Source organism: Nonomuraea sp. CA-143628, assembly GCF_050942315.1.
In the GTDB taxonomy this organism is placed as follows: Bacteria; Actinomycetota; Actinomycetes; order Streptosporangiales; family Streptosporangiaceae; genus Nonomuraea.
On sequence record NZ_CP192072.1, the window covers coordinates 12,795,359 to 12,808,454 of the forward strand.

General features: G+C 70.3%; 13 protein-coding genes. 3 read left to right on the forward strand and 10 right to left on the reverse strand.

Going from position 1 to position 13,096, the window contains the following annotated elements:
* The first annotated feature begins 10 nt into the window (after positions 1 to 10).
* Positions 11 to 556, forward strand: a complete 546-nt coding sequence (locus tag ACQP2T_RS58235; RefSeq protein WP_433513268.1) for a dTDP-4-dehydrorhamnose 3,5-epimerase family protein — start codon at positions 11 to 13, stop codon at positions 554 to 556.
* Here the strand turns inward: ACQP2T_RS58235 and ACQP2T_RS58240 are convergent.
* Positions 495 to 1,874 (reverse strand): O-antigen ligase family protein, encoded by a 1,380-nt coding sequence (locus ACQP2T_RS58240; RefSeq protein ID WP_433519977.1) that lies wholly within the window; start codon positions 1,872 to 1,874, stop codon positions 495 to 497. The genes ACQP2T_RS58235 and ACQP2T_RS58240 overlap by 62 nt on opposite strands.
* Positions 1,875 to 1,876: 2 nt before the next feature.
* Positions 1,877 to 2,602: a hypothetical protein gene (locus ACQP2T_RS58245; protein WP_433513269.1), complete on the reverse strand. Its 726-nt coding sequence runs from the start codon at positions 2,600 to 2,602 to the stop codon at positions 1,877 to 1,879.
* A gap of 107 nt (positions 2,603 to 2,709) precedes the next feature.
* Here ACQP2T_RS58245 and ACQP2T_RS58250 point away from each other — a divergent pair, with 107 nt between their 5' ends.
* Positions 2,710 to 3,606, forward strand: a complete 897-nt coding sequence (locus tag ACQP2T_RS58250) for a DUF6492 family protein (RefSeq protein WP_433513270.1) — start codon at positions 2,710 to 2,712, stop codon at positions 3,604 to 3,606.
* Between the two features lie 63 nt (positions 3,607 to 3,669).
* On the opposite strand, the gene ACQP2T_RS58255 is transcribed toward ACQP2T_RS58250, so the two are convergent.
* Entirely contained in the window at positions 3,670 to 4,476 is an 807-nt protein-coding gene (locus ACQP2T_RS58255) for a hypothetical protein (protein WP_433513271.1), read from the reverse strand.
* Positions 4,477 to 4,829: 353 nt separating this feature from the next.
* On the opposite strand from ACQP2T_RS58255, the gene ACQP2T_RS58260 reads away from it, so the two are divergent.
* Positions 4,830 to 5,723, forward strand: a complete 894-nt coding sequence (locus tag ACQP2T_RS58260; RefSeq protein ID WP_433513272.1) for a glycosyltransferase family 2 protein — start codon at positions 4,830 to 4,832, stop codon at positions 5,721 to 5,723.
* Here the strand turns inward: ACQP2T_RS58260 and ACQP2T_RS58265 are convergent.
* The 7 genes from ACQP2T_RS58265 to ACQP2T_RS58295 are packed head-to-tail and all read right to left on the reverse strand — an operon-like array spanning position 5,692 to position 13,059.
* Positions 5,692 to 7,155, reverse strand: a complete 1,464-nt coding sequence (locus tag ACQP2T_RS58265; protein WP_433513273.1) for an oligosaccharide flippase family protein — start codon at positions 7,153 to 7,155, stop codon at positions 5,692 to 5,694. The genes ACQP2T_RS58260 and ACQP2T_RS58265 overlap by 32 nt on opposite strands.
* Positions 7,148 to 8,119 (reverse strand): hypothetical protein, encoded by a 972-nt coding sequence (locus tag ACQP2T_RS58270; RefSeq protein WP_433513274.1) that lies wholly within the window; start codon positions 8,117 to 8,119, stop codon positions 7,148 to 7,150. The genes ACQP2T_RS58265 and ACQP2T_RS58270 overlap by 8 nt, the downstream gene beginning before the upstream one ends.
* Complete coding sequence (locus tag ACQP2T_RS58275; RefSeq protein ID WP_433513275.1) at positions 8,116 to 9,399, reverse strand: DUF4910 domain-containing protein; 1,284 nt, start codon at positions 9,397 to 9,399, stop codon at positions 8,116 to 8,118. Before ACQP2T_RS58275 ends, ACQP2T_RS58270 begins: the two co-directional genes overlap by 4 nt.
* Entirely contained in the window at positions 9,396 to 10,418 is a 1,023-nt protein-coding gene (locus tag ACQP2T_RS58280) for an NAD-dependent epimerase/dehydratase family protein (protein ID WP_433513276.1), read from the reverse strand. Before ACQP2T_RS58280 ends, ACQP2T_RS58275 begins: the two co-directional genes overlap by 4 nt.
* A gap of 6 nt (positions 10,419 to 10,424) precedes the next feature.
* Positions 10,425 to 11,075: a PIG-L deacetylase family protein gene (locus ACQP2T_RS58285; protein ID WP_433513277.1), complete on the reverse strand. Its 651-nt coding sequence runs from the start codon at positions 11,073 to 11,075 to the stop codon at positions 10,425 to 10,427.
* On the reverse strand, positions 11,072 to 11,845 hold the full coding sequence (locus ACQP2T_RS58290; RefSeq protein WP_433513278.1) for a sugar phosphate nucleotidyltransferase: 774 nt from the start codon (positions 11,843 to 11,845) through the stop codon (positions 11,072 to 11,074). Before ACQP2T_RS58290 ends, ACQP2T_RS58285 begins: the two co-directional genes overlap by 4 nt.
* Positions 11,842 to 13,059 (reverse strand): class I SAM-dependent methyltransferase, encoded by a 1,218-nt coding sequence (locus ACQP2T_RS58295; RefSeq protein ID WP_433513279.1) that lies wholly within the window; start codon positions 13,057 to 13,059, stop codon positions 11,842 to 11,844. Before ACQP2T_RS58295 ends, ACQP2T_RS58290 begins: the two co-directional genes overlap by 4 nt.
* Positions 13,060 to 13,096 lie beyond the last annotated feature (37 nt).

Sequence of the window (13,096 nt, forward strand, 5' to 3'; positions counted from 1 at the left end):
AGATGTGCCCATGAGAGTCGAGGAAGGCGCGCTCGCGGGGACGCTGCTGTTCGTCCCGAGCCCGCACAGTGACGAGCGCGGCCTGTTCACCAGGACGTTCGACGCCGAGATCGCGGCCGAGCACGGCCTGGATCCGGCGGCGTTCGTCCAGGACAGCCAGTCCCGCACGGTCAAGGGCGCGATCAGGGCCATGCACGGCCGCTCCGGCCGGGGCGAGGCCAAGCTCGTCAGGTGCGCGCGCGGCGCGGTGTACGACGTGCTCGTGGACGCCCGGCCCGGCTCGCCCACCTTCGGCGAGCAAATGTCGGTGCTCCTCGACGACGAGACCTTCACGCACCTGTACGTGCCGCCCGGCCTGCTCCACGGCTACCAGGCGCTCAGCGACGCCGACGTCTGCTACCGGATCGACCGGCCGCACGACCCGGCCGAGGACATCTCCGTCCGCTACGACGACCCCGACCTGGCGATCGACTGGCCGCTGCCGGTCTCGGCGATCAGCGCGCGGGATCTGGCGGCCGGCTCGTGGAAAGAGGCACGGCGGCGGCTGGAGGGCTGACCTCACAGGGCGCCTGAAGCCCGGCCTCGCGGCGCGCGGCCCGCATCAACGCCCCGGCCAGGCCGATGAGCAGGAACGACAGTGCGGTGGCCGTGCTGAAGGAGTTCAGGTCGAACGTGGCCGAGCCCACCACCGGCACGATCAGGCAGGCGGCCAGCGTCAGCCCGAGGTCGCGGGTGCGGTCGTCCACGCTGATGCTCCTGACGCGAACGGCCGACCACATCCCGACCAGGAAGAGGCCGAGGAACGCCAGCACGCCGATCGCGCCCCCCTGCACGGCCGTCAGCAGATACTGGTTGTCGAAGACCGGGTGGTGCGGCGGGAACCAGGTGCCGTTGCCCCGGCCCAGCAGGGGATGCTGCGAGAACTCCGAGATCGCCGTGGTGTAGTCGTTGGTCCGCCAGCGCAGGCTCTCGTCGTTGTCCAGGTTGGTGAACAGCCCGGCGATGGCGCCGATCAGGCCGGGGACGACCAGCTTCATGACGACCAGGAACCCGGCGAGTGAGACGGCGGCCCTGATCCGCCGGGCGTTGGGCCAGCCGAGGAACAGCACCGCCCCGGAGGCGGCCAGGCCCAGGACCGTCGAGCGCGAGGCGGAGAAGGCCATCCCGCAGGCGATCAGCGCCACCAGGATCCACCAGCGCCGCTGCGGCTCGCCGTTCTCCCGCGCGCCGAAGGCGTAGTGGAGGGCGACCGGCAGCACCATGGCGGTCACGACGCCGAACTCGATGGGGTGCCCCGCGGTCGAGGCCACCCGGTTGAGCCCGTTGCGCTCCAGGATCGTCACCTCGACCGCCCGAATGCGGCTGCCGGGGATCTGCATGTACTGGGTCACGTCGAACGACAGCAGGAACTGGATCGCGCCGATCACCCCCATGATGGCGCCGACCACCACCAGCGTCTTCAGCACCAGGTCGATCCGCTCGCGGCTCGGCACGCCGTCCACGCCGATCAGCGCGATGCCCACCATCGCGACCGCGATGACCAGCACGTGGTCGGACAGGTCCTGCTCGTACGAGGGCAGCCACCCGGCGGAGGCGTAGGCGTAGGTCGCGAGGAAGGCGAGCGCGTAGAAGTAGATCGCGTAGCGCACCGCCGACGGCCCCTTGGCCGCGCCGAGCGTTCTGGTGAGGTGCGCGCAGAACCACCAGACGGCGGCGAACAGCCCGATGGCCTCCGCGTAGGTGAGGTCGAACGGCAGGCCACCGATCACCTGACGGGCGGGCACCAGCATGAGGACCACGGTGAAGATCGCGCACAGGGTCGCGGCGTCGGCCCTGTGGGGCACCGGCCGGACGATGGACCGCTCGATGGCCACGTTCAACGCTGCAACACCGCTTCCTCGGTCCGGACGTCCGCCTCGGGTGCCGGGTCCGGCCCGTCCCGCTCGTCCCTCCTGCGCCGCAGCCCGGTCATGACGCTCTCGGCGCAGAAGGAGGCGCCGAGCGCGGCGGCCACGCCCAGCGCGAACACCGCCGCGGCGCTGCGGATCTTCCCGCCGCGCTCCGGCAGCGGCTCGGTCGGGGAGACCATCTCGTTCAGGTTGATGTACGTCTCCGGCGGGGCCTTCAGCACTTCCTGGCGCCGTTTCAGCTCGACCTTGGCCCGCTCGGCGACCCTGACCACGATCGCCCGCGCGTCCTGGGGCGCCAGGCTCTTGCCCTCGATGACCACGAAGGGCGCGCTGATGAGCAGTTCGGGATTGGGATGGCCGTTGTTGACCTTGTAGGTGGTCTTGCCGTCCGGCCGGATGCCCATCTGGCCGGCCACCTCCGTGGTGTTGAGTATCTGCACCAGGATGGAGGCCGACATGTTCAGCCCGCCGTCGAAGTTGAGCAGCGGGTTGATGATCGGGTTGGGGTTCTTGGGGTTCGGCGGCCGGTACGACCCGCTCGGCGGCACCGTGAGCACCATGACCGTCGTCGAGGAGTACTGGACGGGGATCTGGGTGTAGACGCCGTAGGCGGCGGTCAGCGTCAGCAGGAACGCGGGAGCCGCGATGTACCAGCGACGCAGGAGGACGATGATCGCGCTCCAGAAGTCCAACACAGCCCCCCAGGCATGTTCCAGCCGTACTTCAGAGCATCGGCGAGGCTGCGACCAGCGTTACTTATCACATGTAACGTGCCAAAGCTTGGCTCCGATGAGGGTGAGTGACCAAGCCCATGACCTCGCTGGCCGTCGTCACCCCCAGCTATGGACCCGACGCGGAACAGTTCGCCGATCTGCACCGCTCCGTACTGGAGTACACCCCGGAAGACACCGTCCATCACGTCTTCGTGCCGCGCGCCGACCGGCGCCTGTTCGCCGCCCACGAAGGCCCGCGCTGCCGGGTCAGGACCGTGGGAGAGCTGCTGCCGAAGCGCTACGTCAAGGTGCCCCGGCTGGGCATGTGGGTCAACGCCCTGCGCCCCTGGCCGCCCGTACGCGGCTGGGTGATGCAGCAGATCGTCAAGCTGGCGGCCACGGCGGCGATGGACGCGGACGTGGTCCTGGTGGCCGACTCCGACGTGGTGCTCGTCCGGCCGACGACGGCCCAGCGCTCCCTGGTCGGCGGCCGGCCGCTGCTGCACCGGCTGGAGGACGGGGTGCACCCGCTCATGACCCGGCACGTGCTGTGGCACCGGGTCGCCCGCGAGCTGCTGAAACTGCCGCCGGCGCCCGAGCCGCCGCTGCCCGACTACATGAGCCCGCTCACCTTCTGGGACCCCGCCATCGTGCGCGGGCTCCAGCGGCGGCTCACCGAGAACACCGGCCGGCACTGGGCCGACGCCTTCGGCTCCCGGCTGCACGTGTCGGAGTTCATGCTGTACGGGCTGTTCGTGGACGAGGTGCTCAGCGCGCCGGACGAGCTCCCGCCGTCGGACACCGGCCTGTGCCACAAGACCCCCGACGAGTCGCCGATGGACCTGCCGACCGCCCTGGCCTTCGCCGATCGGCTCGGGGACGGGGCGATCGGCATGATGATCTCCGCCAAGTCGGGCACCCCGCGAGAGGTGCGACAGGCGGCCATCGAGCGCTGTGCCGAGGTCGCCAACCGGGTCGCCTAGCCCCGAGCGCGGCGTTCGGGGCGGGTTCCCCCGCCCCGAACGCCGCGCCAAGCGCCGGGTTCCCTAACCCGCGTGGCCGTCCTGGCCGGGCTTTCGCTGGTCGGGAGCGATACTCAGGAACTCGCCGTTGATCCGGGCGAACTCCTCCGTCGCGGGGCCGTCGTCGTCGCGGTCCGCGGACGGGCCGTCGTTGGATCCTCCGGAAGATATGACCGTTGAGCGGCCGTTTAGGGGCTTCGCCGCTTCCGGCTCGGCGGCGGGTTCGGGGACGTCCGCCTCGTCCTTGGCCGGCTCCGCCGGGGCGGTACGGGCGCGGACGCGGCGGATCCACATCAGGTAGGCGGCGCCGAAGCCGAAGAGCAGGGCGACGACCAGCACCTCAGCGGCCAGCTGGAGCTTGCCCCCGCCGTCGTACTCGACCGGGATCAGCGCCACGTTGTTGACCGCGATGAACGTGCTCTTCGGCGCGCCCAGCGAGGTCTGGTAGCTGGTCAGCTCCTCACGCAGGCGCCGCTCGGCCCGCTCAAGGATGCCCTTCGCCGTCTCCGCCGTCCGGCTCACGACCTTGATGTGGATGAACGGGCCCTGCGTCACGACACCCAGCAGGTCCGCGTTGGACCGGCCGTCGTCGATGACGATCTCGGTGCTGCCGTTCTCCTCGATCCCGAGCTTGCGCAGCTCGTCCTTGCTGTTGAGCGCGAGGATGAGGATGCCCGCGACCGTCCGCAGCCCGTCGTTGTACTGCAGCAGCGGATTGGTCAGGCCGACCGGCTTGGTGGGATCCATCGACAGGGTGCCACCGGACGGCGGCGCGGTCAGGATCAGCGACGACTCGGTCTCGTAACGCGGTGACCCCACGAAGAACGCCACCAACGCCAGGACGAGGGCGAGGGCGATGATGGGAGGTCCAACGCGCTTGTTTCGGATAAGGCCTAACAGATCGTTCCAAAAAGCCATATTTACCCGCCCAAGCCCCCGCCAGTATGGGCCAATGCCTGGCCATAAAAAATGGTACAGATTGCTTATCGTGACCGGCCGAGTCGATGTTACGAATCACCGGACCTGGTTGCCGTTCGCCTTACTTCGCGAGAACATCGGCGCGACCGTACCTCAGCCTCACCTCAGCTTCCGCTAGAAGGGCTGCCCGGATGACGTCCAGATCACCGAATGTACGCTCCTCCGCCTCACTTGTCGGCCGCGCCGAACCTCCTATCGGGGTCGGCATGCCCGTCTACAACGGCGAGCCGTACCTGGAGGGCGCCCTGCGCTCGGTCCTCTCCCAGAAGGGGGTCGACTTCGAGCTGGTGATCGCCGACAACTGCTCGACGGACGGCACCGAGGAGCTCTGCCGCGAGCTGGCCAGGACCGATCCCCGCGTCCGCTACCTGCGGCGCGAGCACAACGTCGGCATCACGGCCAACCACAACAAGGTCGTCCACGAGACCCGCGGCGAGTTCTTCTCCTACGCCACCTCCGACGACGAGTACCACGAGGACCGCCTGGCCCTGCTCTCGGCGGCGCTGCGCCGCCACCCCTCGGCGGCGGCGGCCGTCTCGGGCGTCGAGGAGATCGACGAGACCGGGCAGACCATCGGCACCTGGCGCGACACCGCCCCCACCGACCAGCCCGACCCGGTGACGCGCCTGCGCCACCGGCTGGACAACTACGACGAGACCATGCACTTCTACGGGCTCATGCGCAGGGAGACGCTGCTGCGGGCCCGGCCGCTGGAGGCCATCCTGCCCGCCGACCGGGTGATGATCTCGGGCCTGGCGCTGCTCGGGCCGCTGGTCGTGGTGGACGAGCTGCTGCTGCGCCACCGCAACCACCCGGGCAGCAACAGCCAGGTCAACCACGCGCGGGCCTTCCGCGCCCGCGAGATGCCCGGAGACCAGCGCTTCTTCCTGCCCAACGTGGAGGAGGGCCGCGCGCTGCTGCGGGTCATCAGGAACGCTCCATTGACCCGCCAGCAGCGGCTGCGCGCCTACGCGGCGCTGCGGCCCTGGCTGCGGCGCAACGCCGTGCCCATGGCCCGCAACGTCGCCCACTCGGCCATCGACGTGGCCCGCGGCCTGCGGGGGCCGCTCAGCTCGTCACCACCTCGCGAATCTTCCTGATCCGCTCCCGCGAGAGCCCGGTCACCACGTACACGATCAGCCCGGCTCCTCCGGCGGCGCAGAGCCGGACGAAGTCGAAGGCGCCCTCGGTCAGCCTGGCCACCAGCCAGGCGGCCAGGCCGGCCAGCAGGCCGCCGAGGAGCAGCCGGAGGATCCCGGGCAGGACCGGTCCGAGCACGACGCCCGAGCGGCGCAGTTGCAGCGCCGTCACGGGCAGGGCGATCAGCAGCGCGACGGCCGCGTGCGCGATGGCCACGCCCTGGATGCCGTCCAGCCGGGCGCCGGCGTACAGGGCGGGCAGCAGGGCCAGGGCCCAGCTCAGGTTCATCCACACAACGAGCCTGGTCGCGCCGAGCGAGGTCAGGATGTCGAAGGCCAGCGCGGTGAGCATCCGCACCACCATCAGCGCCATGAGGAAGGACAGCGCCTGGGCGGCGGGCAGCCAGCGCTCGCCGTACAGGAAGGGCACGACCAGGGGCGCCAGCACGCCGAAGAGGACCGCGACCGGCAGCACCAGCGTGATCAGCATCGGCACGATCTGCTGGACGCGCGCGGAGAACGCCTCCGGGCGCTCCTCGGCGACCCGCGAGAAGCCGGGCAGCGTGACGTGGCGCAGGGCCTCACCGACCAGTCCCGGCACCCAGCTCGACACGTTCAGCGCGATCATGTAGAAGCCGAGCGTGGTCGCGCCCAGGAGCCGGCCGATGATGATGGCGTCGGCGTTGAGCACCAGCGCCTCGATGGCCAGGCTGACCGCCAGGGGGATGCCGAAGCCCAGCAGCTTGCGGGCGATGGCCCGATCGAAGCCCAGCCGCAGCGGCATCTTGGCCCAGATGAAGACCAGGATGCCGCTCACCAGGGAGTTGGCGACCGCGCCGATGACGAAGCTGTAGACGCCCGCGCCCGCGGCCGCCAGCGTGATCGCCAGCGGCACCTGGACGGCGATGCCCGCCATGTTCGCCTTGGCTATCTTGTCCTGCTGGAAGCCACGGAGCATGACCGCGCTGCGTACGTTGACGAACCCGTCGATCACGATGATCACGGTGAGCAGCCGCACCACCGGCGTGGCGGAGACGTTGCCCGCCAGGCCGGTGAAGTAGGGCGCCGCCACCCAGAACGCGGCGTAGATGGCCACGCTGAGGGTGAGGACCACGGTGGTCGCAGTGACCACCATGTCCTCCAGCTTGCCCCGCCACTGCACAACGGCCGCCACGATGCCGGCGTCGTTGATGTAGAAGAGGAACTGGTTGGCGGCCAGCGCGACCGCGTACAACCCGAAGTCCTCCGGGGCGAGCAGGCGGGCCAGCACGAGGCTCAGGGTGAAGGTGGCCACCTTCGACCCGCCCCGCGCCAGCAGCCCCCACCGCAGTCCCCTGCCCGCCGATCCGGCCCGATGATCGCTGACGGGCTCGCTCACTACCTGCTCACTCACTGTCCGGAACCCTTTCGAGCCAGATCTCGCGCCAGAAGGGGAAGAACTCGCGAGGGCAATTCAGCGAGTGGACGCCCTCGCACACCACGTCCTGCAGCACGATGCAGGGCGTCTTCATCTCCAGCATCCGCCCCGTGGGCTCGTCGATGCAGCGGTCCACCCGGGCGCGGACCCGTGCGGTGCGGCCGCAGTGGCGGGCCAGCTCGGCGTCGAAGTTCATGCCGCGGTTGGACAGGTCCTCGTTGACGGTGGCCAGGATCTCCTGCTTGGACCGTACGCGGACCAGCTCGCCCGGCTGAAGGTCGAGCGTCTGGACCGGCGTGCGGCCCCTGATCTGGCCCTTCATCGTGCCCCACGGCCGGCCGCCCTTGATGCGCAGCGGGCGGGGCAGCTTCCTCCTGGCCAGGTGCTGGAAGCGGTTGTACAGCCCGATTCCGGTGGCCTTCAGGGTCCTGAGCACGCCGACGTTCCGCGTCCGTACGTCCGCCACGAACTGCCCCAGATCGGCCATCGGCAGTGGTACGGGCGCCGCTCGCAGCAGCTCGGTCGCCTGGCAGGAGTAGCGTTCGGTGCCGTCCTCGCCCGGCGGCTTGCGGCTGTTGATCTCCAGCAGCGGCAGCAGCCGGGAGTCCGGCACGGCGTTCGGGGGCAGCTCGTCCGCCGCGACGCGCTTGATCCACGCCTGTTTCCAGTACATGGAGCAGGCCGTCTGGCAGCCGCCGTGCGCCGAGCCGTCGCACCGGGCGCCGAGCAGGTGCACGGCGCTGTCCATGCGCCGCAGGCCCGTCTTGGTCAGCGTGTCGCACAGCTTGTGCGCCACCTTGTGCACGGTGAGGCGCTGACCGCAGAACTTCAGCATCTCCGGCATGAACGGCAGGCCGTCCAGCTCGCCGCGCTCGTCCAGCGTGGCCAGGATCTCGGCCTCGCTGCGGATCTCCACCAGGTCGCCGACCCGCAAGTTCATGGTTTCCATTCCCTCACCAGTTCCGCGTCTTCGAGGCTCCCCGCCGCTTCGGCCACCGCCTGGAACGGCAGGCCCGCCCGTTCCGCGATGTCCAGCAGCGAGTGCGTGCCGTCCGAGAGGTTCAGCACCCAGAGCATGGCCATCTGGGCCTGCTTGGTGTCGCTCCTGCCGCCGAGCGCCCCGTACAGGCCGCGCCGGCCCAGTTGCGGCTCGCCGTAGGGGCTGAGGTTCTCCAGGCGCCGGTCTCCCTCCAGCACCCGGGTCACCTCCCAGCAGGTCTCCAGGGTGTCCTCCATCGCCTCGGGCAGGACGAACGCCGGGTCGTCGCCCGAGGTGTGGTACTCCGGATAGCCCGCGTACGTCGATCTGGTCAGGCAGCCGACCGGCAGGTCGAAGCCGGGTGAGCAGTACTGCCGCTCGTCGTAGCCGTACGGGGAGAAGTCGAGCGTGCGGTGCGGGCGCTCGGAGGAGCGCAGCACGTGCCCCATCGCCCGGTCGATCTCCGTGTCGCCGCGCCTGCTCCGCTTGTACGTCAGCGCGCCGCCGTCCCCCGCGCAGGCGAGGACCAGCCCGTGCCTGACCCGCTCGACCGCGTCCCGGTTGCGGGCCAGCCAGGTGATCGACCCGATCGTGCCGGGCGCGAACAGGAAGCGGTAGGTGTAGCGCGGCGACGCCGCCGCCAGCCGCCGGGCCAGCTGGACGGCCACCGCGATGCCCGCCAGGTTGTCGTTGGCCAGCGACGGGTGGCAGGTGTGGCAGGAGATCAGCACCTCCTCGTCCGTCCGGCCGGGCACGACGTGCTCGGCGTACGTGAGGTGGCCGTCCGCCAGCGTGGAGTCGACCACGACCTCGTACTCGCCCTCCTGGAGGCCCTCCAGCGTCTCGTGGCGCAGGCAGAACCCCCAGTCCTCGGCGTAGTAACTCGTCCGGTAGGGGATGAGCCCCGGCTGGTCCGGCAGCGTGTGCAGGTGGCCGCGGAGCTCGGCCAGCGGCATCCGGGCCGAGACCGGCACGCTGTAGCCGACCACGTGCAGGTTGGACTCGGCGAAGTCGACGACCTTGGCGCCCGTGGGGTCCTTGATGTAGGCGTCGCGGATGTTCCACTCTTTGGGCACGTTCCAGTCGAGCACCTGCGTGCCGGTGGGCACCTCGTGCGTGTTCAGCGCGATGTGCTCGCCGACGATCTCCAGGGTGCGGCGGACGCCGTCTCCCGTGATGCTCCGGCACAGCGGGTAGAGACGCTCGACGAGCTCGTGCATCTCCTTTCCGAGGCCGGTCACGAGGGCATCAGCCGCTCGTCCACCGTGCCCGCGGCCTGCCGGTCCGACAGGCGGGCCAGGCGGGTGAAGCGGCGCTCGAAGTCCTCCCTGGTCAGCCCGTGCCGCCGGTAGGCGTCGATGAGTTCGAGCGCGCCCTCCTTCACCGAGCGGCGCGCCTCGTATCCGGGCAGCGCCGCGCGGATCCGCGAGAAGTCGACCCGGTAGGAGCGCGGGTCGGCGCCCGTCTCCCCCGTGATGGCCAGCGTGGCGCCGGGCACCGCCTCCACCACGGTCGCCGCTATCCCGGCCACGGTGACGTTGTTCTGCTCGGTGCCCACGTTGAACGCCTCGGCGTGTACGGCCTCGCGCGGCGCGACCAGGGCGGCGGCGAACGCGTCCGCGATGTCCAGCGCGTGCACCAGGGGCCGCCACGGCGTGCCGTCGGACAGCACGCGCACCTCGCCCGACAGATGGGCGTGCCCCACCAGGTTGTTGAGCACGATGTCCGCACGCAGCCGGGGCGAGAAGCCGAAGGCCGTGGCGTTGCGCAGGAAGACCGGCGTGAAGTCGGCGTCGGCCAGCTTCAGCACCTCGTCCTCCACGCGCACCTTGGACTCGGCGTAAGGGGTCACGGGGCGCAGGGGCGCCTCCTCCGTGACCAGGTCGTCCCCGCCGGCGGCTCCGTAGACCGAGCAGGTGGAGGCGTACAGGAAGCGCCGCACCCCCGCCTCGCGGGCCAGCCGGGCCAGCCGTACGGAGGCGTGGTAGTTGATGTCGTAGGTCAGCTCGGGCGCCAGCGAGCCGAGCGGGTCGTTGGACAGGGCGGCCAGGTGCACGACCGCGTCGAATCCGGTCAGCGCCTCGGCCGGGACCTCGCGCAGGTCCAGGGCGAGCCCTTCGGGGTCCTCGGGCCGTGGCCCGAGGACGCAGTCGGCGAACAGCCCTGAGTCGAGGCCGGTCACCTCGTGTCCCGCTTCGGCGAGTACGGGGGACATGACGGTGCCCAGGTAGCCCTGGTGCCCGGTCAGCAGTACACGCATATCCGGCTAGTCTCCTGCGAGGTCGAGGGTCAGTTTGCGGGTGTGGAAGGCTTCGGCGTACCTGTCGCCGCACTCGATGCCGCGGATGCGGGCGAGCCCGAGGAATGCCTCGTCGTCGAACCAGGTACGCCCGAGTTGCGAGGGGTAGTGCCGCCGCAGCAGGGCGACCTTCTCCGCCGCCACCTCCGGCCGCAGCGGCTGGTAGGCGGCGGGGCGGCCGAGGTCGCCGTCCCACTTGACGATCTCGTAGCCGAGTGTCAGGTGGTCGCGGAAGGCCGTGGGTACGAGCTCGGCCAGGCCCCGGTGGTCCTGGTGGGCGTCTCCCGGATGCGGGCCGAGGATCAGGTCGGGATCGGTCCTGGCCCGCAGCAGCTCCAGCGCCTCCTTGGCCTGCTCCCAGTGCGCGGGCAGCCGGCCGTCGGGCAGCTTGAGCACGGTCAGCCTCAGGTCGGCCCCGGGGCAGAAGGCGGTGAGCGCCGCGTGCTCCTCGTCCTCTCGCTCGGTGCCGCCACCGGACAGGACCAGCGCGTCGACCTGGAGCCCTGGCCGGGCCGCGCAGAGGGTGAGCAGCGTGCCGCCCGCCCCGATCGCGATGTCGTCGCAGTGCGCGCCCAGCGCGACGATCCGGCCCAGCCGGGTGGCCGTCAGGCGGATCATGCCTCCCACAGCGCCCAGGGCCTGTCGCCGCGCGAGTACGCGTCGTCCAGCTCGATCCGTTGATTGACGGTGTCGGTCGGCCGCCAGTAGCCGCGGTGCCGATAGGTCATGAGCCGGCCGCGCTTGGTCAGCTCCACACAGCCATCCCCCACCAGATCCCCATTTTCTGGAATGTGATCGAAAATTTCCTGACGGAGCACGAAATACCCGCCGTTGACCCAGATCGGCATCTGGGTGACCGGCGCGATGTCCCTCGCCAGCCCGTCGTCGTCGATGTCGATGCAGTGGAAGGTGCCGGGCGGCGGCACGACCATCATGGACGCCCCCACGTCGGCGGCCGTGAATCGATCAATGATCTCCGGCAGCGGCGCGTCGGTGAGCACGTCGGCGTAGTTGGCCAGGAACACCTCCTCGCCGTCCAGCTGGTCGCGGACGCGGCGCAGCCGCTCGCCGATCGGCGAAGTGACGCCGGTCTGCACGAAGGAGATCGACCAGTCCGAGATGTCCTGCGACAGCAGCTCCACCTCGCCGCCGCGCAGCCGGAAGTCGTTGGAGGCGGTCTCCTTGTAGTCCAGGAAGAACTCCGTGATGTGCTGGGCTCCGTAGCCGAGGCAGAGGATGAACTCGGTGTGCCCGAAGTGCGCGTAATAGCGCATCACATGCCAGATCAACGGCCGGGGACCGACGAGCTGCATGGGCTTGGGTACCTCGCCCGGAGCTCCGGTGCGCATCCGCGTGCCGTACCCACCGCAGAAGAGCACGACCTTCATGGCACGATCTCCAGACTCGGGATGGGAAAGACCAGCTGCCCGCCCCACTCGCGGACATAGGAGAGCTGTTCGGTGAGCTCCTCTCGCAGGTTCCAGGGCAGCACCAGGACGTAGTCCGGCCGGTCCTCGGCCAGGCGCTCGGGCGGCAGGATGGGGATCCGGGTGCCCGGTGTGAACCTGCCGTGCTTGTACGGATTGCGGTCCACCGTGTACGCCAGCAGGTCCTCGCGGATCCCACAGTGGTTGAGCAGCGTGTTGCCCTTCCCCGGCGCGCCGTAGCCGGCCACGGTCTTGCCCGCCTCGGCCGCGTCGATGAGGAAGCGGAGCAGGTCGCGGCGGACCTTGGCCACCCGGGCGGCGAACTCCGCGTACCCGGCCAGCTCGTCGAGCCCGGCCCCCTTCTCCCTGGCCAGCACGTCGGCCACCCGCTCGCTGGGCTCGCCGCCCGCCTCCTCGGGCCGGGCCCAGAGCCGGATCGAGCCACCGTGCGTCGGCAGCAGCTCCACGTCGACCAGCGTCAGGCCACCGGTGGCCAGCGCCCGCCGCGCGGAGGCGACCGTGTAGTACTGGAAGTGCTCGTGGTAGATCGTGTCGTACTGGTTCAGCTCCACGAGCGTGAGCAGGTGCTGCACCTCGATGGAGACCCACCCGTCGTCGGCGACGAGCGCCCGCAGCCCTCGGGTGAAGCCGACGACGTCGGGGATGTGCGCGTACACGTTGTTGGCCACGACCAGGTCGGCGGGCCCGTGCTCGGCACGGACCGCCGCCCCGGTCTCCGGGTCGAGGAAGGCCGTGAGCGTGGCGATGCCCTTGTCCCTGGCCGCCTCGCCCACGTTGGCCGAGGGCTCGATGCCCAGGCAGCGCACCCCTCGCTCCGCCACATGCTGCAGCAGGTAACCGTCGTTGCTGGCCACCTCGACCACGAAGCCAGGCGCGAACCGGTCCACGGCCGCCGCCACGAACTCCCTGGCGTGCTCCACCCAGGAGGTGGAGAAGGAGGAGAAGTACGCGTACTCCGTGAACGTCTCCTCCGGCTGGATCAGCGGCGGTATCTGGGCGAGCCAGCAGCTCGTGCAGACCCGCAGGTGCAGGGGGTAGGTGAGCTCGGGCTCGTCGAGCCGCTCCCTGGTGAGGAACAGCTCGCAGGGCGGCGTGGCACCGAGGTCGACCACGCTCGCCAGTTCGCCCGAGCCGCAGAGCCGGCAGACGGTCACCGGCCTCGGCCTCTTCCAAGCAGTAACCAACGAGCCA

Excerpts from the sequence above, each read along its gene's own strand:
- ACQP2T_RS58280 (WP_433513276.1), bottom strand. The coding sequence starts at position 10,418 with ATGCGTGTACTGCTGACCGGGCACCAGGGCTACCTGGGCACCGTCATG.
- ACQP2T_RS58235 (WP_433513268.1), top strand. The coding sequence starts at position 11 with ATGAGAGTCGAGGAAGGCGCGCTCGCGGGGACGCTGCTGTTCGTCCCG.
- ACQP2T_RS58270 (WP_433513274.1), bottom strand. The coding sequence starts at position 8,119 with ATGAACTTGCGGGTCGGCGACCTGGTGGAGATCCGCAGCGAGGCCGAG.
- ACQP2T_RS58260 (WP_433513272.1), top strand. The coding sequence starts at position 4,830 with ATGCCCGTCTACAACGGCGAGCCGTACCTGGAGGGCGCCCTGCGCTCG.
- ACQP2T_RS58285 (WP_433513277.1), bottom strand. The coding sequence starts at position 11,075 with ATGATCCGCCTGACGGCCACCCGGCTGGGCCGGATCGTCGCGCTGGGC.
- ACQP2T_RS58290 (WP_433513278.1), bottom strand. The coding sequence starts at position 11,845 with ATGAAGGTCGTGCTCTTCTGCGGTGGGTACGGCACGCGGATGCGCACC.